The 23,147-nt window shown below is 60.7% G+C and carries 37 protein-coding genes and 1 tRNA gene; 5 read left to right on the top strand and 33 right to left on the bottom strand.

Going from position 1 to position 23,147, the window contains the following annotated elements:
- Window positions 1-66 precede the first annotated feature (66 nt).
- Window positions 67-270 (bottom strand): hypothetical protein, encoded by a 204-nt coding sequence (locus tag H8F27_RS09985; RefSeq protein WP_231596187.1) that lies wholly within the window; start codon window positions 268-270, stop codon window positions 67-69.
- A gap of 428 nt (window positions 271-698) precedes the next feature.
- Here H8F27_RS09985 and H8F27_RS09990 point away from each other — a divergent pair, with 428 nt between their 5' ends.
- On the top strand, window positions 699-1,652 hold the full coding sequence (locus H8F27_RS09990; protein ID WP_197147974.1) for an IS1595 family transposase: 954 nt from the start codon (window positions 699-701) through the stop codon (window positions 1,650-1,652).
- A 422-nt stretch (window positions 1,653-2,074) separates the two neighbouring features.
- Here the strand turns inward: H8F27_RS09990 and H8F27_RS09995 are convergent, their stop codons facing one another.
- Together H8F27_RS09995 and H8F27_RS10000 are read right to left on the bottom strand one after the other, a co-directional pair.
- Complete coding sequence (locus H8F27_RS09995; protein WP_197147975.1) at window positions 2,075-2,326, bottom strand: hypothetical protein; 252 nt, start codon at window positions 2,324-2,326, stop codon at window positions 2,075-2,077.
- 148 nt (window positions 2,327-2,474) lie between these two features.
- Entirely contained in the window at window positions 2,475-2,645 is a 171-nt protein-coding gene (locus H8F27_RS10000) for a hypothetical protein (protein ID WP_197147976.1), read from the bottom strand.
- A 38-nt stretch (window positions 2,646-2,683) separates the two neighbouring features.
- Between H8F27_RS10000 and H8F27_RS10005 the strand changes: the two genes are divergently transcribed.
- The 3 genes from H8F27_RS10005 to H8F27_RS10015 all read left to right on the top strand — a co-directional run bounded on the left by H8F27_RS10005 (window position 2,684) and on the right by H8F27_RS10015 (window position 5,276).
- Complete coding sequence (locus tag H8F27_RS10005) at window positions 2,684-2,965, top strand: hypothetical protein (RefSeq protein ID WP_197147977.1); 282 nt, start codon at window positions 2,684-2,686, stop codon at window positions 2,963-2,965.
- A gap of 209 nt (window positions 2,966-3,174) precedes the next feature.
- Entirely contained in the window at window positions 3,175-3,426 is a 252-nt protein-coding gene (locus H8F27_RS10010; protein ID WP_197147978.1) for a helix-turn-helix domain-containing protein, read from the top strand.
- A gap of 815 nt (window positions 3,427-4,241) precedes the next feature.
- Window positions 4,242-5,276 carry an IS5 family transposase gene (locus tag H8F27_RS10015; protein WP_197147979.1) on the top strand — a complete coding sequence of 345 codons (1,035 nt, stop codon included), beginning with the start codon at window positions 4,242-4,244 and terminating at the stop codon, window positions 5,274-5,276.
- A gap of 10 nt (window positions 5,277-5,286) precedes the next feature.
- Here H8F27_RS10015 and H8F27_RS10020 read toward each other — a convergent pair whose 3' ends face one another.
- The 5 genes from H8F27_RS10020 to alr form a co-directional block, all read right to left on the bottom strand.
- Window positions 5,287-5,739: a low affinity iron permease family protein gene (locus tag H8F27_RS10020; protein WP_197147980.1), complete on the bottom strand. Its 453-nt coding sequence runs from the start codon at window positions 5,737-5,739 to the stop codon at window positions 5,287-5,289.
- A 320-nt stretch (window positions 5,740-6,059) separates the two neighbouring features.
- Window positions 6,060-6,254, bottom strand: a complete 195-nt coding sequence (locus tag H8F27_RS10025) for a hypothetical protein (protein ID WP_197147981.1) — start codon at window positions 6,252-6,254, stop codon at window positions 6,060-6,062.
- Window positions 6,251-6,616 carry a lysozyme inhibitor LprI family protein gene (locus H8F27_RS10030; protein WP_231596188.1) on the bottom strand — a complete coding sequence of 122 codons (366 nt, stop codon included), beginning with the start codon at window positions 6,614-6,616 and terminating at the stop codon, window positions 6,251-6,253. Before H8F27_RS10030 ends, H8F27_RS10025 begins: the two co-directional genes overlap by 4 nt.
- An 856-nt stretch (window positions 6,617-7,472) precedes the next feature.
- Window positions 7,473-7,561 (bottom strand) — tRNA-Ser (locus tag H8F27_RS10035).
- Window positions 7,562-7,579: 18 nt separating this feature from the next.
- Window positions 7,580-8,797 carry an alanine racemase gene (gene alr / locus H8F27_RS10040; protein WP_197147982.1) on the bottom strand — a complete coding sequence of 406 codons (1,218 nt, stop codon included), beginning with the start codon at window positions 8,795-8,797 and terminating at the stop codon, window positions 7,580-7,582.
- 50 nt (window positions 8,798-8,847) lie between these two features.
- Between alr and H8F27_RS10045 the strand changes: the two genes are divergently transcribed.
- On the top strand, window positions 8,848-9,351 hold the full coding sequence (locus tag H8F27_RS10045) for an HNH endonuclease (protein ID WP_197147983.1): 504 nt from the start codon (window positions 8,848-8,850) through the stop codon (window positions 9,349-9,351).
- On the opposite strand, the gene prfA is transcribed toward H8F27_RS10045, so the two are convergent.
- From prfA to rplV, 25 genes are all read right to left on the bottom strand, one after another.
- On the bottom strand, window positions 9,348-10,445 hold the full coding sequence (gene prfA / locus H8F27_RS10050) for a peptide chain release factor 1 (protein WP_197147984.1): 1,098 nt from the start codon (window positions 10,443-10,445) through the stop codon (window positions 9,348-9,350). The two genes, H8F27_RS10045 and prfA, sit on opposite strands and share 4 nt — an antisense overlap.
- 18 nt (window positions 10,446-10,463) lie before the next feature.
- On the bottom strand, window positions 10,464-10,763 hold the full coding sequence (gene rpmE, locus H8F27_RS10055; RefSeq protein ID WP_197147985.1) for a 50S ribosomal protein L31: 300 nt from the start codon (window positions 10,761-10,763) through the stop codon (window positions 10,464-10,466).
- Between the two features lie 32 nt (window positions 10,764-10,795).
- Window positions 10,796-11,197, bottom strand: coding sequence for a 30S ribosomal protein S9 (rpsI, locus tag H8F27_RS10060; RefSeq protein WP_197147986.1), 402 nt, complete (start codon window positions 11,195-11,197; stop codon window positions 10,796-10,798).
- Entirely contained in the window at window positions 11,194-11,646 is a 453-nt protein-coding gene (gene rplM / locus H8F27_RS10065; protein ID WP_197147987.1) for a 50S ribosomal protein L13, read from the bottom strand. The genes rpsI and rplM overlap by 4 nt, the downstream gene beginning before the upstream one ends.
- Before the next feature lie 81 nt (window positions 11,647-11,727).
- Window positions 11,728-12,687 carry a tRNA pseudouridine(38-40) synthase TruA gene (gene truA / locus H8F27_RS10070; protein WP_370594406.1) on the bottom strand — a complete coding sequence of 320 codons (960 nt, stop codon included), beginning with the start codon at window positions 12,685-12,687 and terminating at the stop codon, window positions 11,728-11,730.
- Window positions 12,650-13,000 carry a 50S ribosomal protein L17 gene (rplQ, locus tag H8F27_RS10075; protein ID WP_197147989.1) on the bottom strand — a complete coding sequence of 117 codons (351 nt, stop codon included), beginning with the start codon at window positions 12,998-13,000 and terminating at the stop codon, window positions 12,650-12,652. The genes truA and rplQ overlap by 38 nt, the downstream gene beginning before the upstream one ends.
- A gap of 44 nt (window positions 13,001-13,044) precedes the next feature.
- On the bottom strand, window positions 13,045-13,983 hold the full coding sequence (locus H8F27_RS10080) for a DNA-directed RNA polymerase subunit alpha (RefSeq protein WP_197147990.1): 939 nt from the start codon (window positions 13,981-13,983) through the stop codon (window positions 13,045-13,047).
- 56 nt (window positions 13,984-14,039) lie between these two features.
- On the bottom strand, window positions 14,040-14,432 hold the full coding sequence (rpsK, locus tag H8F27_RS10085) for a 30S ribosomal protein S11 (RefSeq protein WP_197147991.1): 393 nt from the start codon (window positions 14,430-14,432) through the stop codon (window positions 14,040-14,042).
- A 75-nt stretch (window positions 14,433-14,507) separates the two neighbouring features.
- Window positions 14,508-14,873 (bottom strand): 30S ribosomal protein S13, encoded by a 366-nt coding sequence (gene rpsM / locus H8F27_RS10090; protein ID WP_197147992.1) that lies wholly within the window; start codon window positions 14,871-14,873, stop codon window positions 14,508-14,510.
- Between the two features lie 97 nt (window positions 14,874-14,970).
- Window positions 14,971-15,084: a 50S ribosomal protein L36 gene (rpmJ, locus tag H8F27_RS10095; protein ID WP_006173336.1), complete on the bottom strand. Its 114-nt coding sequence runs from the start codon at window positions 15,082-15,084 to the stop codon at window positions 14,971-14,973.
- A gap of 65 nt (window positions 15,085-15,149) precedes the next feature.
- Window positions 15,150-15,710, bottom strand: coding sequence for an adenylate kinase (locus H8F27_RS10100; protein WP_197147993.1), 561 nt, complete (start codon window positions 15,708-15,710; stop codon window positions 15,150-15,152).
- Between the two features lie 75 nt (window positions 15,711-15,785).
- Window positions 15,786-17,105 carry a preprotein translocase subunit SecY gene (gene secY, locus H8F27_RS10105; protein WP_197147994.1) on the bottom strand — a complete coding sequence of 440 codons (1,320 nt, stop codon included), beginning with the start codon at window positions 17,103-17,105 and terminating at the stop codon, window positions 15,786-15,788.
- Window positions 17,106-17,207: 102 nt separating this feature from the next.
- Entirely contained in the window at window positions 17,208-17,657 is a 450-nt protein-coding gene (gene rplO / locus H8F27_RS10110) for a 50S ribosomal protein L15 (RefSeq protein WP_197147995.1), read from the bottom strand.
- 8 nt (window positions 17,658-17,665) lie between these two features.
- Entirely contained in the window at window positions 17,666-18,322 is a 657-nt protein-coding gene (rpsE, locus tag H8F27_RS10115; protein ID WP_197147996.1) for a 30S ribosomal protein S5, read from the bottom strand.
- Window positions 18,323-18,336: 14 nt separating this feature from the next.
- The gene (gene rplR, locus H8F27_RS10120; RefSeq protein ID WP_197147997.1) at window positions 18,337-18,702 is read right to left on the bottom strand and encodes a 50S ribosomal protein L18; all 366 of its coding nucleotides are present in this window, start codon (window positions 18,700-18,702) and stop codon (window positions 18,337-18,339) included.
- A gap of 32 nt (window positions 18,703-18,734) precedes the next feature.
- Entirely contained in the window at window positions 18,735-19,274 is a 540-nt protein-coding gene (rplF, locus tag H8F27_RS10125; RefSeq protein WP_197147998.1) for a 50S ribosomal protein L6, read from the bottom strand.
- 17 nt (window positions 19,275-19,291) lie between these two features.
- Window positions 19,292-19,693, bottom strand: a complete 402-nt coding sequence (gene rpsH, locus H8F27_RS10130; protein WP_197147999.1) for a 30S ribosomal protein S8 — start codon at window positions 19,691-19,693, stop codon at window positions 19,292-19,294.
- Window positions 19,694-19,712: 19 nt separating this feature from the next.
- Window positions 19,713-20,252, bottom strand: coding sequence for a 50S ribosomal protein L5 (gene rplE, locus H8F27_RS10135; RefSeq protein WP_197148000.1), 540 nt, complete (start codon window positions 20,250-20,252; stop codon window positions 19,713-19,715).
- Between the two features lie 101 nt (window positions 20,253-20,353).
- Window positions 20,354-20,710, bottom strand: coding sequence for a 50S ribosomal protein L24 (rplX, locus tag H8F27_RS10140; protein ID WP_197148001.1), 357 nt, complete (start codon window positions 20,708-20,710; stop codon window positions 20,354-20,356).
- 1 nt (window position 20,711) lies between these two features.
- Window positions 20,712-21,077: a 50S ribosomal protein L14 gene (rplN, locus tag H8F27_RS10145; protein WP_197148002.1), complete on the bottom strand. Its 366-nt coding sequence runs from the start codon at window positions 21,075-21,077 to the stop codon at window positions 20,712-20,714.
- 13 nt (window positions 21,078-21,090) lie between these two features.
- Window positions 21,091-21,342, bottom strand: a complete 252-nt coding sequence (gene rpsQ / locus H8F27_RS10150) for a 30S ribosomal protein S17 (RefSeq protein WP_197148003.1) — start codon at window positions 21,340-21,342, stop codon at window positions 21,091-21,093.
- Between the two features lie 15 nt (window positions 21,343-21,357).
- Window positions 21,358-21,582, bottom strand: a complete 225-nt coding sequence (gene rpmC / locus H8F27_RS10155; RefSeq protein WP_197148004.1) for a 50S ribosomal protein L29 — start codon at window positions 21,580-21,582, stop codon at window positions 21,358-21,360.
- Window positions 21,583-21,585: 3 nt separating this feature from the next.
- Window positions 21,586-22,029: a 50S ribosomal protein L16 gene (gene rplP, locus H8F27_RS10160; protein WP_197148005.1), complete on the bottom strand. Its 444-nt coding sequence runs from the start codon at window positions 22,027-22,029 to the stop codon at window positions 21,586-21,588.
- Window positions 22,030-22,045: 16 nt separating this feature from the next.
- A complete protein-coding gene (rpsC, locus tag H8F27_RS10165; protein ID WP_197148006.1) occupies window positions 22,046-22,774 on the bottom strand; it encodes a 30S ribosomal protein S3 in 729 nt (242 codons plus the stop codon).
- A gap of 19 nt (window positions 22,775-22,793) precedes the next feature.
- On the bottom strand, window positions 22,794-23,147 hold the full coding sequence (gene rplV / locus H8F27_RS10170; RefSeq protein ID WP_197148007.1) for a 50S ribosomal protein L22: 354 nt from the start codon (window positions 23,145-23,147) through the stop codon (window positions 22,794-22,796).

Here is a 23,147-nt window from a genome sequence, read left to right on the forward strand (position 1 = left end):
CCCGGCAGATTCGTTGCGCCACAAATGCTTTTATCCACAACGGTGGCAGTTAGGTGGCGGTAGTTCTTATCTGCCTTCAGCGGAGCGCTCCAGCAGGTAGGAGGCATAGTTGCTGAGCGAACGCCCTTCATAGGCACTTGTCTCCACTAGATATTCATAGACTGACTTCGGGACTGTGATGGTGATCCGCTGGGGTTTTCTAAAGGCAACAGATTGCTTGTTGCCACCATTAATGTCGCTGTGCATCGGGTTTGTGAGTATCAGCAGCACAAATATAATGAATCTCTGTAGCGATGCAACCCTTGAGGCGTGACCATTTATACTTATTTGCTTTCTTGGGCGTTTTCTGTAGAGTTCTTCGTTTTCGCAAAAACTCTTTTACGGTTCTAATGCTTTGGAGAGGATATCGGTTGCGACCACCGAGAAGGAGCGTCCTGATCCTTCTGCTGTTTTTTCATTTTCCCCGCGATATCACTTCTTAATTCCAGTTCTATGCGCTTGGGGAAGTTCTTAGGGTCTAAGTAGAAGGAGGTTGCTGTGTCGTCAGTGGTCATTTCTGGTGTAAAAGCGTAAAATAGATACTAGGTCTCCCTGTCTGGTATTGCTTGATACTGATTCAAGGATGTTCTTGATTACCCAGCTCGCTCCGCGCACCGCGAGCCTGGGCCGTAGACTGGTACGCACATACCAGTTCAGTCATGGCGCGCAACGTCATCCAGTTCCAGAAAGGCCTTTCACTGCCTGACTTCCAGCGGCTCTACGGCACCGAGGTGCAATGTGAGGCTGCTTTGGAGAAGGCGCGCTGGCCCGGTGGGTTCCGCTGTCCCCGCTGCAATGGCCATGAGCATGGGCTGGTCTATGGCCGCAGGCTCAAGCGCTATCAGTGCCGCAGCTGCGGCCATCAGGCCACGCTCACGGCTGGCACGATCATGCAGGCCACGAAATTGCCTCTGACCACCTGGTTTCTGGCCTTTTACATGATCGGGCAGGCCAAAACAGGGATCTCCTCGCTGGAGCTCAGCCGCCACCTGGGCGTGAACTACGACACCGCCTGGCTGCTGCACCACAAGATTCTGCGGGCGATGGCTGATCGGGAGGAGGCTTACCTGCTGCGGGGAAAAGTCCAGATCGATGATTCCTACCTCGGCGGAGAACTGCCGGGCGGCAAGGCAGGTCGGGGTTCAGAGAACAAGATCCCCATCGTCGCGGCCGTCTCCTTGAATGAGGCGGGCCGGCTGATTCACGCCAGGATCACAGCCGTGAGTGGCTTCAGCTCAGAGGCCATCGCTGAGTGGGCCAAGCGCCATCTGGCGCCCGGCAGTCAGGTGCTCTCCGATGGCCTGGCCTGCTTTCGTGCCGTGACCACGGCAGGCTGCAGCCATCACGCCATCGTCACCGGTGGGAAGCACCCAAACGACTTGCCGCAGTTCCGTTGGATCAACACCGTGCTGGGCAACCTCAAGACCGGCTTCAACGGCACCTTCCACGCTTTCAATTTCGACAAGTACGCCAGGCGCTACCTGGGCGGCTTCTGCTTCCGGTTCAACCGGCGCTTCTCGATGGTTGCGATGACTGATCGCATTGCCAATGCGGTCTGTTGCTGCATGCCCTGCACGGAGCGGGATCTCAGGGTTGCGGAGGCTTATGGGTAATCAAGAGGATGTTTAACTCTGCCTCGGAGACCCCCCAAAAAAATCTACTCACTGAGAAATCATCAGGTAGTGAGTGCTAATCGGTTGTGCCCTCCCATCCCGTTGTGCCTGCCTCTGGAGACCCTTGATGGCATCCCGAACTTCGGGATCGTAGTCCCAACTGGTTCTTGACCGTGAGCGCAGAATCCATCCACCAGGGGCACGAACTCCAAATCGCAGTTCAGCATCGCCAAAGGTGCTTAGTAGTTCGGCGTCAATTACCTGCCTCTCCTGCTCCAGGGTCTTGATGGTGCCTGTGACATCTACCCGTCTGCTGAGAAGGGCATCAGGACTCAGATTTGCCTGATGGGGGAAGGGTTCTGGTCGTTCAGGAGGCAGGGTCTGGAGGACTCTGTGGAGTGCTTCTGGATCAATTGGTGGGGTCATAAGAGATTATTGTCTTCAATTGCACCTTCTTCCACTAGTCGTGCGTAATAGAGGTCAATGGCGTCTTCCACGATTGCCGAGAGGGTGGTGGGTTGGTTGATGCGTCTACGGAATCCTTGGATCCGAGTCACCAGACCCATCGTTTCATTTGGCAAACGCACAGAGAATTGCTGAGGGGCGTCTGGATGCTCGTGTGCCATTTCTGCTGTGGCGTGTGGTTTGATTCTGGCGGGGAAGACCACCAGCACCGGCAGAGATAAGGAAGCGCATCTGGGATCCTCTATTGGGATTCTGGGAAAAGGTGTTGGAGGGGCGAACTTCTAAAAGTTTTTGCCTCTCAACACTGAAATCATAGCATTATATAGGGTAGTTATGGTGCTGGATGCTCAAAAGTCATCAAAGGGCAACCAGTTCTGGTTCCTCCTGAGACGCTACGACCTCCAGAGCGACCGCATCTAGAACCTGATCGGCAACAGAGCGGTGATTGGTGGGGGAGAACAGATTCTTGAACTCGGTGCCGATGGTGGTGGAAAAGTAGGTCGGCGGCAAACGCCAGTGCTTGACCATCACAGCATTACTCAGGTTGCCATCGGAAGCGTGATCGGATGACTCCTGTTCCCACTGACAGACCTCGTGCGGATGGAAGAGACGATGACATCATGAGCAACATTTATAGTGCCCAGGTCAATGGAGGAGAAGTCGGTTGGCATTGGTCTGATCCTCTTTGGGATTCGGATAAAGGTCTTGGAGGGCGGGTTTCTTTGATTTTTTCGCCCTTAACACTCAACTCATCGCAAAGAGAACTGAGTGTGAAGCATCAAGCGCTCTTGAATTGCGGAATGTTCCAGTTGGTTCTGCTGTGCCTGCTGCGGCACGCCTTTCTTTAGGTTTGCTTTAGGGTGAGTCGTTAGCAGAGTTTTTTTGGTTTTCTCTGGTCTTCCCGTGCTTCTTGGCATCGTTGCTTTTGCGGGGTTTGTTGTGGTTGAGGCATTGCTTAGGTTCGCCGCTTGACGCTCATAATATTGCGTTAAAGACTATGATTGCCACTTGAGGCACTGCTTTGCCGTTTCGAGGTGCCTGATGTATTGTGTGCCTTATGGCAAAGCAAGTTCGGCTGACCCTCGCCAAGGCAATCGCAAAGTCAAATCTGCGTCGTGCGGAGGCGGGCGAGAAGGCAATCACGATGAATGGTTTGGCAGTTGCTGCGGGGGTGGCAGCAACCACCATCACCCGCTTGGCTCGGAACGATCAGAAGGCGGCATCAGCACTTTCTCTGGATCTGGCGGGGAAGATCGTGACGGTGCTTGATTGTGGGATTGAGGATTTGTTGGAGGTTGTCGAGGCGTAGTGCCCGTTCAGAATTGCTTTTCCAAAGCATCGGCAACAACCGCCTGAATCTTGTTGCCCAAATCTTATCTCGACCACTCCTCAGAAATCATCTCGGTTTGCTGGAGCACCAACTCAATCGGTGCCGCCTCTTGATCAGGCGGATACTTGTAGCGTTTCAGAATCCCTTCAAATCCTTGGCGGGTGCTTCCTTCTTCGCTCTGCCTCGACCTCGTTTAGGCGCTGGTTCCCCCTCTGACCTCACTTATGCCAGTAGGTCATACAGACCGTCCAGACTTTCACCCGTGTCTTCGTCGTCTGCTTCTGGGGTGCTGAAGGTCGCTGAGTCGGTCACACGGTCTGGTCACTTCCTCCCATTCTCGCTTGTGGGACTGGGTTTTGCCCGTTATGCAGAGATCGCATATCCCCTTTGGGTTTTATGATGGACGCTTGCCCGACCGTCACACATGGCGTCACCCACTCCTCGTTGCATCAACTGCCAGAACTTCAGCGGTTGCAATCGAACTGCTGGCGTCTGCAGGGTCTGGCAAGCACTGCTCCCTACTCAGGTGGCGTCCAGCAACCGTTGTGAGCATTGGACGGCCCCGTCGGTTCGGTAGCAGCGCAACGGTTGCGTCTCTACTTACAGTGATGCTCCGCCGCCTCATTCTTTTAATTCGGGACTATCGGTATCGGTTTCCCCCAGCAGTAAATTTTTTTGTGCCTCAAGTGCCAGCGCCTCGTACTTGTCTCTGAAGGGCACCTCGAAAAATACGACCAGCCCTTGCGTTGAGGCGACAATAGCTTATAATTTGGATAGTTAATTGCATACCTGGTATGGGCCAGAGAGGCTTCTGGGCCGAGCAGCAGAGGGTTGAAAAGCTCAAAACTAAAAAACCTGTTCTTGAGCGACTTTCCCAGTCGATTCCTTGGGAATCATTTCGCCCACTGCTCGAAAGAGGTTATGCGCAAGAGCGGAAAAGCAATGCTGGTCGGCGGAGAATTGATCCTCTGATCCTCTTCAAAATGCTGGTGCTCCAACAGCTTTTCAATTTGAGCGATGATGACACTGAGTTCCAGGTAAATGATCGCCGTTCTTTTGAAGAGTTTGTTGGCTTAGGCGTAATGAACGATATTCCCGATGCTACTACTATCGCCTTTTTTAGAGAAAGGCTTCGTAAGGCTGGGGTAATCGAAGAGCTGTTTGAAAAGTTTGAGGCCTATCTCCGGTCCCAAGGCCTCGAAGCCCGTGGCGGGCAGATAATTGATGCAACGTTGGTTCCAGTGCCACGGCAGCGGAATAGCAGAGAAGACAACAAGGAGATTAAAGAGAATCGCATGCCTGAAGGATGGGACGAAAACCCAAATCGATTGCAGCAAAAGGACTTAGATGCGCGATGGGTTAAAAAGAACGGCATCAATCACTATGGCTACAAGAACAGTATCTGTATCGACGTTGAACATGGATTTATCAGACGCTATGCCGTGACACCGGCCAATATCCATGACAGTCAGATGCTGCCGATGCTCCTCGATCCTGAGAACACAGATGATTATGTTTGGGCAGATTCTGCCTTTGCAGGCGAGCGCTTTGAAGACCTACTGGATCTTGGCGGTTTTGAAAGTTGCATTCACGAAAAAGGCAGCCGCAATCACCCGCTAAGCGACGCAGCCAAAGAGCGTAACCGTATTAAATCAGCAATTAGAGCTTGTGTGGAACATGTTTTTGGCTGCATGACCATGTCTATGGGTGGCAAGATGACTAGAAAGATTGGGCTTGAGAAAAACAAAGCATGGTGGGGTCTCAAGAATCTGACATTTAACTTCTTGCGATATCTTCTAAGAGCAAATCGTGCATTTGCACTCGCATGAGTAATAATTTTCATGAGGCTGCCTGATTCAATTTAGTCGTTTTGTTGTGCAAATTATTAGATCGTTTGGCGCCGCAAGGCGTTTTTTTTTTGCAAGCGGCTGTAGGTGTGAAATTCTTGATTTTTCGAGGTCCCCTGAAGTAATCCTGTTGCTGTTCGGTCAGTTCCTCCAAATCAAGAAGGGCATTATGCGCTCCCTTGGTTGCCCGGATCAGTTCGTCTAATTTGATTTGCACCGCCTCGGCATCCCTGTTCTGGGTGTGCTGAATCAGGAATGCCATTAGAAAAGTGATGATTGTCGTGGCGGTATTGATTGCCAACTGCCAGGTATCGCTGTAATCAAATATGGGACCACTCAGTAACCATAGTCCGACGACTGCGCAAGCAACTGTGAATGTGCCTGATCTACCTGATGTCTTGGCGGCAATCTTTGAGAATTGTTCGTACCAACTTTTTTGCTTCACTGATTTTGGGCTTTCCTTCTACGCTACTCGTTTTTTCTTGACCACTCTGGATGTCTGACGCTGCTTAGTCGGCTGGTGCTGCCTGCATGTCCACTGGTTGCTCTTTGGGACCATTCCGCAGTGCTCACAGCCAGTTGTAGGCGCTTCTTTAACCCAGTTGGCAGGTCGTGTACTCACGAGCTCTCTGCGTGACGGGTCATTGCCTCTACCGCGTTGGTAGCGACCAAGAGCAGCAGGCGCAGGGGTCACAAATCCTGTTTCCAGGCAACGGAACAAGAGGTTCTGCCCCCGAAGGTTTTGGATGTTGAACGCTGAAGGACTTACCGACTCGTCGCCCACCGCAGTGCTCCAACAGCAATAGAAAGTCCCACCATTGTGTTCCAGGCGATTGCTTTGCGGGCGCTGAGTCGCAGCAGAAAGGGTGGCAGGGTCTTGTGGCGACACAGCAGCAGGGAAGTGCTGATCAACAGGTAGGCGGCGGGGATGCCCACTGCCAGCAGCAACTCTGTGGTCACGGCGTCCTCTCAGGGTCTCCTTGGTTGTTCAGCGGACGGAACTCCTTTAGCAGTGCCCGATTAAGATTGTCATTGCAACTCACCACCAACTGCGGGTAGATGGTGCCGTCTTTGTAGGGGGCATAGGCGTGGGCGCAAAGTGCTCGGGTTGCCTCCTGCCACTGCCTCAGGAGTGCCTTGCGGATCTTGCGCTTTAACTGGTCAGTGGACTGCTCCCAGGACAGGCCGGCGCAGTAGCGCATCTCCACTGTGTTCTCACCAAGGCACTGGATCTTGGGTCCCTGGGCGTAAGCGGCAGGAACCAACACCAGCAGGGCACCAAGCAGCAGCAGGCGCTTTATCGGGGTCTTGAGCGGGGTCATAAAGACACGGTATGGGCGTTGGACGCTGGAGGCGACCGCCGGAGTGCCAAGGGTCTCAATGGACTCCTTGACCCTGCCGCTCCTCAAGCGTCTGTATCACCTGTCAGCACTTCCGCTACGAGGTCGGTAGGCACTGCGTCACCTTGCTGACCTGTCCGATTCACCAGGGTCTGATTCCCCAGGGCGAGCACCTCACCAAGCGGTGCTCTCAGTGGGTGCCGCGGCAGGAGGTGGCGACGGGGTGGTGTCCTGAGGGTGGTTAGTGCCTTGAGTGTGTCCGCCTGAACACCTGCGGCAATCACCCCATGGCGTGAGTGTAAATGCCTAATAGCGTTAGCGAGTCGTCATGAGCGACGGGAAGCATGTCCCTGGCGGCGTCGAAACTGTCAGGGATTTTTTTGTGAACAAACCTTGCCCCTGCTCGCGCTCAATACCAGTGCCTGCCGTTAATGAATGGACTATGGCGGTGTTCGACCCGTCCATAGGTTGAGGAAGCGGGCGGAGATTTCGTCCCCGTCGCTCACGCCCTGCTCCTCCCTCAAGCAGCGCCAGGTCTGGGACTCTCTGGGCGAGCACCTGAGTCGGAGGTGTCGTGAGTGGGTTGGTCGGCAGGAGGTGGCGGTTGGGTTAGGTGGCGTGGAACCATCGCTCATCCCCGGTGTTATCTAGTGCTGGACTGCCTTTTCGCCATTCGGGCATCCAACACCACATGACTGTGAATCCAACACCACTTCCAACACCCATGTGCGGGTACCGTGTGGCACCATTAGACAACTGCTGACCCACCAATTTCGGTCGCCATCAGGGTTTTGGGCGGGTTTAGGAGGGGGTGACCCCGCCAGAAACCTGTTCTAAACGGAGAGGGAGGGATTCGAACCCTCGACAAGAGTTGCCTCCTGTAACTCCTTAGCAGGGAGCCGCTTTCAACCACTCAGCCACCTCTCCAGCAGCTTGACGAGCTTATCAGTGAGCCCCGGGGGTGGGCCCCTCCCAGGCGGCCTGGGCGGCGGTGAGTCGGGGCAGCCGGTGCTTGAACCCACAGAGAATTTCCCAGGGGATGGTTTGGCAGCGCTCGCTCCAGTCGGAGGGGCGGATCTGCTGGTCGCCGTCCTGCCCCAGCAGGGTTACCACCGAGCCCGATTCCAGGGCCGGGCAGTCGGAGGCATCCAATACCAGCTGGTCCATGGTGATGGCCCCTACCTGGGGTATGCGCTGGCCTTGGAAGAGCACCTCGAGTTGATTCGAGAGCTGCCTGGGCACGCCATCGGCATAGCCGATGCCGACCACGGCGAGGCGGCTTGGCCGTCTGGTGTGGAAGCTGTGGCCGTAGCTCACCCCGGTGCCGGCGGGAACCTCCCTGATCAGGCTTACCCGAGCGTGCAGGGCCATGGCCGGCTCCAGGGGGATGACGCTGGCCAGGTGGGGGGCGGGGCTATGGCCATAGAGGGCGAGACCGACTCGCACCAGGTCGTAATGGAGGCCCCCGCTGCGCAGGGTGGCGGCGGAATTGGCGAGGTGGCAGCTGAGTCCCTCCAGGTTCTGGTTGCCTAGGGCTTGCAACACACTTTCGAAGCGCTGTTGCTGCCGGGCGGTGAGCCCATCATCTGCAGCGGGTGGGACATCGGCACTGGCCAGGTGGGAGTAGAGGCCGGCCAGTTGCACGGCGTCCAGTTCGCCAATGGCCGCCACCAGCCTGGGGCCTTCTGGCCAGTCAGCCCCCAGCCGGGCCATGCCGGTGTCGAGCTTCAATTGCAGCTGCATGGGCCGGCCTTGGCCGCTGGCCAGGTTTTGGCAGACCAGGGCTTCGCGCATGCCGCTGATGGTGGGCATCAGTTGCCAGCGCAGGCAGCTGCGCAGTTCTTCGACCTGGGTCAGGTTGCCCAGCACCAGGATCGGCGCTTCGATGCCGGCCCGGCGCAGTTCGATGCCCTCAGCCAGGGTGGCAACACCGCACTGGCTGGCTCCGCCGGAGAGGGCGGCCCTGGCCACAGGCACCGAGCCGTGGCCGTAGCCATCGGCTTTCACCACGGCCATCAAGCTGGTTGCTGGGCCGATTCGGCGCTTGAGGCTGCGGGCATTGGCACTGATTGCAGCGGTGTTCACCTCCACCCAGGCCCGCTGACGGGCCAGTCCGGCTTCAGCGGTCTCAGCGCTCCAGCTGGCCTCGGTGGCCTGGGTCACGGATTGAAGGCGAGATTGCGACTAGCATGCCGCCTCACACGGGTGCTGGCATGGGCCAAGTTCTCGTTCTGAATGCGTCCTACGAGCCCCTCAACATCACCACCTGGCGACGGGCCCTGGTGATGGTGCTCAAGGGGAAGGCGGAGGGTCTTGAACATGATTCTTCCCGTTGGATTCGGGGAGACACCATGCTGCCCACCGTGATTCGGCTGCGTCAGTACGTGCGCGTTCCCTATAAACAGCTTCCCCTCACCCGCCGCAACCTCTTCCATCGCGATGGCCACCGATGTCAGTACTGCGGCAGCAGTGCCGACCAGCTTTCGATTGACCATGTGGTGCCCCGCAGCCGGGGCGGGCTCGACACCTGGGAGAATGTGATCACCGCCTGCCTGCCCTGCAACGTGCGTAAGGGCAATCGCACCCCCCGGGAAGCGGGCATGCCCCTGATGGCCAAACCCCATCGCCCCCTCAGCAGCCTTCGCTTCGAGGCCGCTCGCCAGATCTCTGCGGGCCGCCATGGAGAGTGGGCCAAATATGTGATTGGGGCCGCCTAGCTGGACACCTGTTTCGCCAGCTCCTCGAGCTGGCGGCCCTGATCCGCGGCGACGCAGGCGCCGATCAGGTCGTGCAGTTGGCCATTGAGGATGGGTTCAAGCGCAAAATTCTTGCCGAGGCGGTGATCGGTAGTGCGGTTGTCCTTGACGTTGTAGGTGCGGATCTTCTCGCTGCGATCGCCGCTGCCTACTTGGGCCAACCTGGCCGAGCGCTGCTCGGCATTGGCTTCGGCCAGCTGGCGCTCGTAGAGCTTGGCCCGCAGGATCTCCATGGCCCGTTCCCGGTTCTGAAGCTGGGAGCGCTCCTGGGTGCAGAACACCCGGATGCCGGTGGGTTTGTGCAGCAGATCCACGGCCGTTTCCACCTTGTTGACGTTCTGGCCGCCGGCCCCGCCGGAGCGGGCGGTGCTGATCTCGATCTCGGTGGGATCGATCTGCACCTCAACTGGGTCCGCCTCCGGCATCACGGCCACCGTGGCGGTGGAGGTGTGGACCCGGCCCTGGGCTTCGGTGGCCGGCACGCGTTGCACCCGATGCACGCCGGCCTCGAATTTCAGCTGACTGAATACGCCTTCTCCCTTGACCGCCAGGATCAATTCCTTGTACCCCCCAAGCTCTGCTTCGGAGGCACTCACCGGCTCCACCCGCCAGCCCATGCTCTGGGCGTAGCGCTCGTACATGCGGGCCAGGTCTCCAGCCCAGATGGCGGCTTCATCCCCCCCGGCCCCGGCCCGGATCTCCAGCATCACGCTGCGCCGATCGCGGGGATCCTGGGGTAGCAGGGCCAGGGTGAGTTTGGCGCGGAGCGCGCCGATTGAGCCGGCCAGGCAGGTGAGCTCCTCCTGGGCCAGCTCTTCCATGGCGAGGTCGCCTCGGTGCTGCTTCAGCAGCGCCCGGGCTTCGCACTCTTCCCGTTCGAGCTTTTGGAGTAGCAGGTGGTCGAGCACCAGGGGCTCGAGGCGGGACCGTTCCCGGGCAATTGCCTGCAACTGGCTGGGGTTGGATGCAACGGCCGGATCGGCAAGCTGGCGTTCGAGGGTCTCGAAGGTGCAGCGAGCCGTTTCCAGGCGCTCATGGAGCAGGGAGGGATTCAATCAGGCCAGGCCCAGGTATCAGGCTTCCGGAGCTGCAGGGGTAGGTTCCGCAGCGGTTTCGCTAGGGGCTGCTTTTTTGGCGCCAGCTGTTGCACCGGCACCTGAGTCAACCCCACCCATGCCGTATTTGCGCATGAAGCGATCCACCCGTCCCTCGGTGTCGAGAATCTTCTGGGTACCCGTGTAGAAGGGGTGGTTACCGCTCCACACATCAACATGGAGTTCCGGGGAGGTCGAGCCGGTGGTCATGACCACCTCTCCGTTGCAGATCACTTTGGCCTCTGGATACCAGGTGGGATGGATATCAGCCTTGGGCATGACAAAAATGTGGGATTGGCGAGGAGAAGAGATCAGCGCTTGGAGAACTGGGGCGCCTTGCGGGCTTTCTTCAGGCCGTACTTGCGGCGCTCCTTGGCCCGGGGGTCCCGGCTGAGGTGTCCTTCTGTCTTAAGTGGCTTGCGGTTGTCTGGGGACAGGTCGCAAAGGGCACGGGCCGCGCCCTGCTTGATGGCGTCGGCTTGGCCGGTGAGCCCCCCACCGTGCACGTTGACCAGCAGGTCGTATTCGGTGGCAAGACCAAGGGTCTTCAGGGGCGCCTTGACCGCTGCCAGGTAGACGGGGTTGTAGTTGAGGTAGTTGTCGCCGGGGCGACCGTTGATGGTTACGGTGCCAGTGCCCGGAACCACCCGCACACGGGCGACGGCGGTTTTACGACGACCTGTGCCCCAGTAGACGACTTTATTGGTGCTCATTGGGCGGCAGTGGCGGGGTCGAGGGCGAGAACCTGGGGTTGCTGGGCAGCATGGGGATGGTCGGTGCCCTTGTAGACCTTCAGCTTGCGGAACAGCTGGCGGCCCAGGGCGTTGTGGGGAAGCATGCCCTTGATGGCCTTCTCCACGATCCGCTCGGGGATCCGGGCCTGGAGGTGGGCGAAGGTTTCGGTCTTCATGCCACCGGGGCGGCCGGAATGGCGGCGGTAGAGCTTCTGGGTGGGCTTGTTACCGCTCACCTTCACCTTGTCGGCGTTGATGACGATCACGAAATCGCCAGTGTCGAGGTGGGGGGTGAAGCAGGCTTTGTTTTTGCCGCGCAACACCTGGGCAACTTCGCTGGCCAGGCGGCCGAGAGTTTGATTCTCAGCGTCCACCAGGAACCACTGGCGGTCGAGGGAATCAATCGAGGGGATGGGGGTCTTGTTCATGTCGCCTGAGCGGGCACCGGCAGGCCGGAAATGGGGCAGGACAGCAGTTCGTTGGCAAGCCAACGCCCAGTTTCAGTGACCTTACCGCTTGACCGGCGCGCCCCCGATTGGCAGCGGCGCAGGATCGGCTGGAAGGACGGTTGAAACAGGCTGGAGCACCGGGGAATCGGAGGACTCGAGCTGGTACCGCGGTTGGCAATCATACCAGGCGGCCCTGGGAAAGATGGGCTCCTGATAGCCAACCCTCAGCAGGGACAGGCCCTGGGGGGGGGCCGCTTCCTTGACCTCCCCCCGCCGGCATTCCCGCCAGCGGCGTTCGAGCGCATCGAGGCTCAGCCGCCCTTCTCCCACGGCCACAAGCTGGCCCAGAATCAGCCGCACCATGCCATAGAGGAAGCCGCTGGCCTGGAGTTCCACCGTGATCAGATCGCCCTGCCGATCAATGTGCACCTCCTGCATGGTGGTGCGGCCGTGGGCGCGGCTGCTGCCGGCCCGCTGGAAGGCGGAGAAGTCGTGCTCCCCCAGCATGGCCGCCAGGGCCCTACCCATAGCCGCCTCATCCAATCGCCGCTGGTATCGATGCCAGCTCCAGGGAGCCAGAAAGAGATTGGCGCTGCAGGAGTTGTGGATCGTGTAGCGGTAGCGCCGGTAGGTGGCGCTGAAGCAGGCATGCCAGCTGGCTGGCACCTCGGTGGCTGCCCGAACGTGGATTGAGCTCGGCAGCCGCCCGTTCAGGGCTTTGGCCCAGCGCCCGGCAGGAATCGGCCCGGCGCTGTCGAAGTGAACAACCTGGCCGGCCGCATGCACGCCCGTATCTGTGCGCCCTGCTGCAACGGTTCGGCCAGGGCCATGGGGATCGAGGCCCGAGATCACCTGCTCGAGGGTTGCCTGCACGCTGGGGGCATTCTGTTGTCGCTGCCAGCCGCAGAAGGCGGCCCCGTCGTATTGCAGGCACAGGGCAATTCGGCGCAGGGGCGGCTCGATCGCCGTTCTGGCACGGCCTTCAGACCAGCTCGATGATGGCCATCTCGGCGTTGTCACCCCGACGGGGCACGGTGCGGATGATGCGGGTGTAGCCACCCTGGCGCTCTCCATAGCGGTCCTGGGCCTTGTCAAACAGGGCATGCACCAACCGCTTGTCGTAGATGTAGCCGATGGCGCGGCGGCGGGCCGCCAGGCTGCCATCCTTCGCCAGGGTGATCATGCGTTCTGCTTCGTCACGCAGGGCCTTGGCCCGGGCCTTGGTGGTGGTGACCCTGCCCTCACGGATCAGTTGGGTGGTGAGCCCCCTGAGCATCGCTTTGCGTTGGTCGGCGGGGCGTCCCAGCATGGGGACTCGGCACTGGTGTCGCATGGAACTGGGCTGGTGGGGGGCGTGTCGGGAAACGGGGGCGCCGCTCAGGCGCTGGTGCGGCTCTGGGGCAGGGTGATGCCGATGCGCTCGAGCGCTTCGATCACTTCATCGGCTGATTTGGAGCCGAAGTTCTTGATCTCGAGCAGATCTTCATAGCTGAAGCCCATCAGGTCGCTCACGGAATTGACCTGGGCGCGCTTGAGGCAGTTGTAGGCCCTCACCGACAGGTTGAGCTCCTCGAGGGGGATCTGGGTCTCGGCTGAAGGTTCCGGTTCGATGCCGGGCTCCTCCACCAGGGTCAGGCTGGCCAGGGGCTGGAACAGGGCGATCAGCTGGTTGGCAGCCTGGGCCATGGCGTCGTCAGGGGTGACGCTGCCATTAGTCTCGATTTCAAGGCGTAGGCGCTCGCGGGCCGATCCCCCTTCGCCGACGGCCGTTTCATCCACGGTGTAGTTGACCCGGCGCACGGGCTTGAACACCGCATCAATCTGGAGCAGGTCGATGGCGCTCGTGTCTTCGCTGTGGCGATTGACTGGTCTGTAGCCCACGCCCCGTTCCACGTGTACCTCCATCTCCAGGCTGTGGCCTTCTGCCACCGTGGCGATCAGGCGGCCGCCGTCAATCACCTGAACCTGGGAGGAGAATTGGAGGTCGGCGGCGGTGACGGTGGCGGGGCCATTCACCACCAGGCGGCCGATTTCCAGTTCGCGGTTGCGGCTGTTAACCGAGATCTGCTTGCAGTTCAGCAGGATGTCGAGAACGTCTTCACGCACCCCGGGCACGGTGGCGTATTCGTGGTTGACACCGGAGATGCGAACGGCGGTGATGGCGCTGCCCTCAAGGCTGCCGATCAGCACCCGCCTCAGGGCGTTGCCCAGGGTGGTCGCCTGGCCGCGATCGAGGGGGCCAATCAGGAAGGTGCCCGTCTGGGACCGGTCTTCGACGACCTGATGCTCGATCCGATCAATTTGATAATGCAGCACGGTCTGAAGGCTCGAAAGGTTGGAGATGGCCCAGGGGGCAAGCGCGGGGCGCCGACTCAGACGCGGCGACGCTTGGAGCGACGGCAGCCGTTGTGGGGGAGGGGAGTTACGTCGCGGATGAGGGTGATTTCCAGGCCGGCCACCTGCAGGGCCCGGATGGCTGTTTCCCGGCCTGAGCCAGGGCCACGCACCAGTACCTCGATCTGACGCATACCTTGTTCGAGCGCCCTGCGGGCCGCAGCCTCAGCGGCGGTTTGGGCGGCGAAAGGAGTGCCTTTGCGGGCCCCCTTGAAGCCGCTGGCGCCGGCCGAACTCCAGGAGATCACTTCTCCGGCCGTGTCGGTGATCGACACAATCGTGTTGTTGAAGGTGCTCTGGATATGGGCCATGCCGTTGGGCACGTTGCGCTTCGATTTCTTGGCGCCGGATTTTTTGGCTGGCTTGGCCATGGCGGAAAGGCCTGCTGCTGCAGGAGGTGATCAGGGAACGGGCAGGGAGGGTGACAAGGGAAGGGGCTAGGGCGCCTATTTCTTCTTGCCGGCCACGGTTTTGCGGGCACCCCGGCGGGTGCGGGCGTTGGTGCGGGTGCGCTGGCCCCGCACGGGCAGGCCCATGCGGTGACGGCGGCCGCGCAGGCAGCCGATGTCCTGGAGGCGCTTGAGGGCCATGCCCTCCTGGCGGCGCAGGTCACCTTCAAGGGTGAAGGCCTCGGCGGCACCTCGCAGTTTCTGAACGTCGGCGTCGCTGAGGTCCTTGACCCTGGTGTCCGGGTTGACCCCGGTTTTGCTCAGGATCTTCTGGGCACGGGTTAGACCGATGCCATACACATAGGTGAGGGAAATCTCAACGCGCTTTTCGCGAGGGATATCTACGCCGGCAATCCGAGCCACGGGGGAAATCAATGAGGGGGCAAGATCCGCTGGCGCCGAAGCGGAGCGGGAATGAATCGAAAACAGCTGGCCCCCAGGCGGGGCTGGCCAGGGCTGGTCAGCCTTGGCGCTGCTTGTGCTTGGGGTTGGTGCAAATCACCATCACCCTGCCGTGGCGACGAATCACCCGGCACTTGTCGCACATTTTCTTGACTGAGGCACGCACCTTCATGGGCGTTGTGCTCTCCGAATTTGCAAACCGACAACCTACCACAAAGGTCAACCTCCCTTGGCTGCTCAGGCCAGTAGGTCTTTGATGCGTGCCGCAATGGTGTCAACCGTGCCGTGGGCCTCTACCGACTGGAGCAGGGCCGCTTCCCGGTAGTAGCGAATCAGGGGTGCGGTTTGCTCCCGATACACCTCGAGTCGGTGGCGGATCACGCTTTCGTTGTCATCGGCCCGGCCCCGACCCAGCAGCCGTTGGAGCAACACGGCATTGTCGAGCTCCAACAGCACCACCAGCTCGATCGGCTGGTGGAGTTCCTCCAGCAGCTGGCCCAGGGCCTCTGCCTGGGCCAGGTTGCGGGGGAAGCCATCCAGTAGCCAGCCGCCGCCATCGCTGGCCGCCTGGGTCTCCAGGCGGCTGCGCACGATAGCCAGCACCAGCTCGTCGCTTACCAGGGCTCCGCTGGCCATCACCGCCTCAGCTTCCATGCCAAGAGAGGTGCCTGCGGCCACCTCGGCCCTCAGCAGGTCGCCCGTGGAGAGGTGCAGCAGGTTGTGGGCTGCGGCCAGGAGCTCCGCCTGGGTGCCCTTGCCAGCACCGGGGGGGCCTAGGAACAGGAGACGTTTTTTCATGTCACTAGTGCAAACGGAACTACAAACGGCACTGCAAAAGGCTGGCACCGGGGGGCTTGTTGGGCGTGCTTGTGGTCACTGCCGCACCATCCCCTCATAGCGTTGGGAGATCACGTAAGTCTGCACCTGCTTGGCCGTGTCGATAGCCACGCCCACCAGGATTAGCAGGGAGGTGGCCCCCAGACCCTGGAAGGTGCGCACCTGGGTTGCCCCTTCCACGGCCGAAGGGATGATTGCTACGGCGCCTAGAAACAGCCCCCCCAGCAGGGTCAAACGGTTTTGGACGCCACTGAGGTAGGTGGCGGTGGCGGAGCCGGGACGTACCCCTGGGATCGCCACTCCGCTGCGTTTGAGGTTGGTGGCGATGTCCACCGGATTGACGGTGAGGGAGGCGTAGAAAAAGCCAAAGCCGCAGATCAGGGCGAAGAACACCAGTGCGTAGAGCCAGGGGGTGCTGCTGTTGGGGTTGAGATAGCCAGCCAGTTGGATCAGCCAGGGGCTGCCGGTGAGGTTGGCGATGGTGAGGGGTAGGAACACCACTGCCGAGGCGAAAATGATCGGCATCACCCCGCCGGCATTGAGCTTGAGGGGCAGGTAGCTCTGGCGGGCCGAGAGCACCCCGGCTCCCCCCACCTGACGCTTGGCACTCACGATCGGGATGCGGCGGTTGCCCTCCTGCACAAAGATGATCCCCACGATCGTCAGCAGGAAGACCAGTACCAGCACTACGATGCCGCCGACGGTGCTGCGGTCGCCGCTCTGGGCCAGCTCAATGGTGGAGCCGAGGGCCTTCGGCAGGGTGGCAACGATGTTCACGAAGATCACCAGGGAGGCCCCCTGGCCGATGCCTCGCTCGGTGATCACTTCGCTGATCCACATCACCACCATCGAGCCGGTCACCAGGGCGAGGGCCGTCTGGATCACGAATACGGGTTCCGAGAGGCCCTCGGTGGCGTACTGCCGCAGGATCAGGGCGAACACCAGGCTCTGGAGGATCCCCCAGCCCAGGGCCACGTAGCGGGTGATCTGGGCGATTTTGCGGCGGCCTGCCTCGCCCTCGTTTTTCTGGAGGTCTTCGAGCTGGGGCAGGGCTGCGGTGAGCAGCTGGATGATGATCGAGGCGTTGATGAAGGGCAGGATCCCCAGGGCAAAGATGCCCAGGGTGGAGAGGCCTCCGCCGGTGAAAATGTCAAGGAAGCCGATCAGCTGGCCGCCGCGGGAGAGGAACTCCTGGAAGGCCACCCGGTCGATGCCCGGCATCGGGATGTAGATGCCCAGCCGCACGAGCAGTAACAGGCCGAGGGTGGTCAGCACCCGGTCGCGCAGGCCCTTGGATTGGATCAGTTGGCTGAGGATTTCCCCGGCACTGGGGTTGCGACCCCGGCTAACAAGCATGGCGGCGTGAGGTGGACATCAAAAAAACGCCCAGCGGATCGCGGGAAGGCCCCCCGAATCCGCTGGACGAGTCAGACCATAGGGCGGAGGCCCCCAAGGCGATCAGATGACTTGGCAACTGCCACCAGCAGCTTCGATCTTGCTGCGGGCGCTGGCGGTGAAGGCAGCTGCCTGCACGGTGAGCTTTGCCTTGAGGTCGCCGTTGCCGAGCACCTTGAGGGGGTGCTTGGGGCTGGTGACCAGGCCATCCTTCACAAGGGAGTCAAGGTTCACGGTGCTGCCGGCCTCGCAGTCGGCCAGCTTGGCCACATTGATGATCGTGTACTCCTTGGTGTTCACCAGCTCAAAGTGCTTGAGCTTGGGGATGCGGCGGTATAGGGGCATCTGGCCCCCCTCGAAACCTGGTCGGGTGGGGCTACCGGAGCGGGACTTCTGGCCCCGCATGCCGAAGCCACAGCTGGCGCCCTGGCCCGCGGCGATGCCGCGGCCCTTGCGCAGTTTGCGGCGGCGGGCACCGGGATTGGCTTTCAGGGACTGGAGATTGATGCTCATGGCGAGGCTCAGGAGTAGATCTGCTCAAGGGAGATGCCCCGCTCCTTGGCGGTCTCCTTATGGGTGCGGAGGCCAGCCAGAGCCTGCATCGCAGCCCGGGCATTGTTCAGGGGGGTCTTGGAGCCGAGGCGCTTGGCCAGCACGTTCTTGATGCCGGCGAGCTCGAGCACGGTGCGGATCGAACCGCCCGCAATCACACCGGTACCCGGAGCGGCTGGACGGATCAGCACGCTGGCGGCTCCGTCACAGCCATTGCTGAGGGTGGGAATGGAGCTGTGGCGGGTGAGGGGCACCTTGACCAGGTGTTTCTTGCCATCGGCCACGCCCTTGCGGACGGCACCGATCACGTCGCCGGCCTTGCCGACACCGACGCCCACCTGACCCTTCTCGTTGCCGACGACAACGATGGCCCGGAAGCTCATCTTCTTGCCGCCCTTGACGGTTTTGGAGACGCGGCGGATCTGCACCACCCGTTCCTGCCACTCGGAGTCGCGCTCTTGGCCGCGGCGGTTGTCCCGCCCCCGGCCGCCGCCACCGCGGCGGCTGTCGCCACCCCGATTATCACCGCGGCCACCGCGGCGCTCCTGCTGGCCTTCGGCCGCCGCAGGCACATCGGATGCGGCCGGGATGTCGTTGGACTGAACTTGATCGTTGGTTTCGGTCATGGTGAGAGCAGGGATCAGAACTGAAGGCCCGCTTCCCGGGCGGCATCAGCCAGGGCCTTGACCCGGCCGTGGTACAGGTTGCCGCCTCGATCGAAGACCACCTGCTGGATGCCCTGGGCAAGGGCCCGTTTGGCGACCAGCTCACCCACGGCCACGGAGGCATCGCAGGTGGCGCTAGTGGTGAGGCTGGTGCGTAGGTCCTTGTCAAGGGTTGAGGCCGCACAGAGGGTGTTCTGGGCGTCGTCGTCGATGACTTGGGCGTAGATGTGATTGTTCGAGCGGAACACGGCCAGCCGCGGGCGGGCGGCGGTGCCACTGAGTAGGCGACGCAGGCGGCGGTGACGCTTCTGGGTCTGAAATTTGCGGGTGATAGAAGACATGGCAATACAGGGTAACGACGCTCAGGCAGGCCTCACTTCTTACCGGTCTTTCCGGCCTTGCGCAGGATGCGTTCACCCTGGTATTTGATCCCCTTGCCCTTGTAGGGCTCGGGCGGACGAATGGCGCGCACTTTGGCCGCTTCGTTGCCCACCAGCTCCTTGTTGGCGCCTGAGACCAGCACGGTGGTGTTGCCCTCGACGGAGAAGGTGATCCCATCAGGGGGCACCACCTCCACCTGGTGGCTGTAGCCAGCGGAGACCACCAGCTTGGTGCCCTGGAGGGCGGCGCGGTAGCCCACGCCGATGATTTCCAGCTTGCGGGTGTAGCCCTGGCTGACGCCTTCAACCATGTTGGCAACAAGGGTGCGGCAGAGGCCGTGGCGCTCCCGGGAGCGCCTGGTCTCACTGGTGGGTCTCACCACCAGGGTGTTGCCGTCCTGGGAGATCTGCACCCCATCGGGCAAGGTGCGGCTGAGTTCGCCCTTCGGCCCCTTCACGGTGACTGCCAGACCATGGAGGATGACACTCACCTTGTCGGGGAGGGGAATGGGTGCTTTACCAATACGTGACATTAATCAATCTCCCGGGATCAGTAGACGTAGCAAAGCACTTCGCCACCGACGCCCTGCTTGCGGGCGTCGCGGTCGCTCATCACTCCCTTAGAGGTGGAGATGATGGCCACTCCCAGGCCGCCCAAAACTTTGGGCAACTGGCGATTGTTCTTGTAGATGCGCAGGCCAGGCTTACTGACCCGCTGTACGGAGCGGATGGTCGGCTGGCGATGTTTGCCGCTGTACTTGAGCTCCAGCACCAGGTGCTTCTGCACCCCCTCGCCCTCTTCGGAGATGGCGGCGATGAAGCCCTCCTGCTGCAGCACGTTGGCAATGTTGCGCACCAGGCGGGAGGCAGGGATCTTGGTGGTCTCGTGACGCTTCTCGCTCGCATTGCGAATGCGGGTGAGCATGTCTGAAATTGGGTCGTGATTGGCCATAGGTCGGGTCCGAAGAGGGCTAGTTGCTGCGGAACGGCATTCCCATCTCGCGGAGGAGGGCCCGGCCCTCTTCGTCGTTACGGGCGTTGGTCACGATCGTCACGTCCATGCCTCGGATCGCATCGATTTTGTCGAATGAGATCTCGGGAAAGATGATCTGTTCGCGGATCCCCAGGGTGTAATTTCCACGGCCGTCAAAGCTCTTGGGGCTGACGCCCCGGAAGTCGCGGATACGCGGCAGAGCGAGGTTGATCAAGCGCTCCAGGAAGGCGTACATCCGCTCGCCCCGCAGGGTGACAGCCACCCCAATGGGCATGCCCTGGCGGATCTTGAAGCTGGCGATGGCCTTCTTGGCGCGGGTCACCACCACCTTCTGACCAGTGATAGTGGCCAGCTCGGTAATTGAGGCTTCAAGGGCCTTGGCATTCTGGGCTGCTTCACCGAGGCCCCGGTTGAGGGTGACTTTCACCACCTTGGGAACTTCGTGAATGTTGGAGAGATTCAGATCCTTGAGGAGTTTGGGCTGAATCGTCTCCCGGTAGCGCTGTTTCAGAGACATGACGGGAGGGGGGATAGGCGCTTCTGGTCGGGGTCAGAAGACTGGGGAGGGGGTTGGGGCCGGAGGTGGGTGGGTCAGAACAGGTGAGCTGGGGGTGGGGATCAAGCCAAGATTTCTCCCGTCTTCTTGAGACGACGCTTTTTGCTGCCGTCCTTTTCCACCACAATTTCAACTCGGCTGGCCACTTTTTGTGTGGTTGAGTAGAGCATGACGTTGGAGGCGTGCAGGGAGGCTTCCTCGGTGACGATTCGGCCGCTTTCGCCTTCCTGGGTGGGTTTGACGTGACGGGTGCGGAGGTTGATGCCCTGCACCACAACCCGGTTGTCGTAGGGCAGGGTGCGGAGCACCTCACCGGTCTTGCCTTTCTCCTTGCCAGCAATCACCTGAACGGTGTCGCCTTTTTTGAGTCGCATCTTGATGCGCTCGGGTGTCTTGGCCTTGGGGGTTGCGGTGGCCATCTCAGATCACCTCAGGAGCAAGGGAGACAATCTTGGTGAAGTTGCGCTCGCGCAATTCGCGGGCCACTGGACCGAATACCCGGGTGCCCTTGGGGTTGTTGTCGGTGCCCAGGATTACGGCGGCGTTGTCGTCAAATCGGATCGAGTTGCCCGTATCGCGGCGCAGGGTGGCCCTGGTGCGCACCACCACGGCTTTCACCACATCGGACTTCTTGACGCCCATGTTGGGCATGGCGTCTTTGACGGCAGCGACAATCACATCGCCCACGTGGGCGTAGCGACGGTTGGTGCCGAGCACCCGGATGCACTGGATGCGCTTGGCGCCGCTGTTATCAGCGACGTTTAGGTAGGTTTCTTGTTGGATCATTGGTGGGTTCTCCTCAAGCTGACGGGCTGTTGGTAAGAACTTCGGCCACAGCCCAGCGCTTGGTGCGACTGAGCGGGCGGGTTTCGGTGATGCGAACCCGGTCGCCCACTTTGCAGCTGTTCGCTTCGTCGTGGGCTTTGTAGCGGGTGGTGCGACTGACCGTCTTTTGATAGATGGGATGGGGGAAGCGGTTTTCCACCGCCACCACCACCGTTTTGTCCATCTTGTCGCTGACGACGGTGCCGACCCTTTCCTTGAGTGCCATGGGATCGAGGGGGTATCAGGAGGCTGAATCAGCCTTGGTGGCGGAGCGTTGCTGCTCTTGCTGCACCGTGAACAGGTGGGCCAGCTTGATGCGGGCTTCCTTGAAACGGTGCGTGTTTTCCAGCCGACGGGTGGCCTGCTGGAAGCGCAACTCAAACAGTTCACGCCGGGTGGCGTTCACCTGTTCGTTGATCTGGTCGCCGCTGAGCTTGCGCGTATCGGCGATGTTGGGCTTTGCCATGGGTCAGGCCTCCACAGGAGCTGCAGTTTCCTGATCCGCCAGGGTCAGGAATTTGGTCTTCACAGGAAGCTTGTATTGCGCCAGACGCATGGCTTCCTTGGCTATCTCTGGGGTGATTTCGGCCCCACCCATCTCGAAGAGAATCCTGCCTGGCTTGATTACAGCCACCCAGAACTCAGGGTTGCCCTTGCCGGAACCCATGCGGGTTTCGGCGGCACGCATGGTGACGGGCTTGTCTGGGAAGATTCGGATCCAGATCTTGCCCCCCCGCTTGACATGGCGGGTCATGGCCCGGCGACTGGCCTCAATCTGGCGTGAGGTGATCCAGCCACATTCCTGGGCTTGCAAGGCAAACTCACCGAAGGCAATCGTGTTGCCCCGGGTGGCGACACCGCGCATGCGGCCTCGTTGCTGTTTGCGGAATTTGACGCGTCTTGGACTCAGCATGGTTCAGGGCTCCTGATCACTCTTTGTTGGAGCGGTCTTCAAACTGTTGCGGCTGCCGCTTGGTGCGGCGGCGGGGGGCCGCACCAACGGGTAGCTGCTCCTTCTGGCCGGGCAGAATTTCGCCTTTGAACACCCACACCTTGATGCCCAGAACCCCATAGGTGGTGCTGGCAAGTTTGGTGGCGTAGTCGATGTCGGCGCGGAGGGTGTGCAGGGGCACGCGACCTTCGCGGGTCCATTCGGTGCGGGCAATTTCGGCGCCGTTGAGGCGACCGCTCACCTGGATCTTGAGGCCAAGCACGCCGGCCCGTTGGGCCCGCTGCACCGCCATGCGGATCACCCGGCGGAAGGCAACCCGCTTCTCTAGCTGCTGGGCGATGTACTCAGCCAGCAGGAAGGCATCGGCGTCGACCCGCTCCACCTCAACTACGTTGATGCGCACTTGGCGGTTGGCGTCGCCGAGGGTTTGCTGGATGCCGGTGCGCAGTTCCTCAATGCCACTGCCCTGGCGGCCAACAAGCACGCCGGGACGAGCTGTCTTGAGTTCGACTTCCAATTGGTCGGCCTTGCGGGCAATCAGCACATCGCTGATGCCGGCAGCGCCGTACTTCTTATGGACGAATTTGCGAATCCGGTCGTCCTCCTGGAGGAGGGTTGGATAGGTTTTGCTTGGTGCGTACCAACGGGAGCGGTGGTCCTGGGTGATCCCCAGGCGCAGGCCGGTTGGATGGATCTTGTGTCCCATCAGTCGGTGTCCTCGGGGGTCAGGTGGAAGGAGCCACAGCAATGCTGATGTGGCAAGTTTGTTTCTTGATCGCGTAGGCACGGCCCTGGGCGCGGGGGCGGAAGCGCTTCAGGCACGGTCCCATGTCGGCGATTGCCGAGGCGATCACCAAGTTGGCAGGATCCAGGCCCATGTTGTGCTCAGCGTTGGCCACCGCAGAGCGCAGCACCTTGGTAATTGGGCCGGTGGAGCGGTAGGGCATGAACTCGAGCATGATCAGGGCCTCGCGATAGCTGCGGCCACGGATTTGGTCGAGAACCCGACGCACCTTCGACACGGAACCGCGGATGTAGCGACCGTGGGCGAGGGCTTGGTTGGAAGTGGTGTTTGCCAT

Source organism: Synechococcus sp. CBW1108, assembly GCF_015840335.1.
In the GTDB taxonomy this organism is placed as follows: Bacteria; Cyanobacteriota; Cyanobacteriia; order PCC-6307; family Cyanobiaceae; genus Cyanobium_A.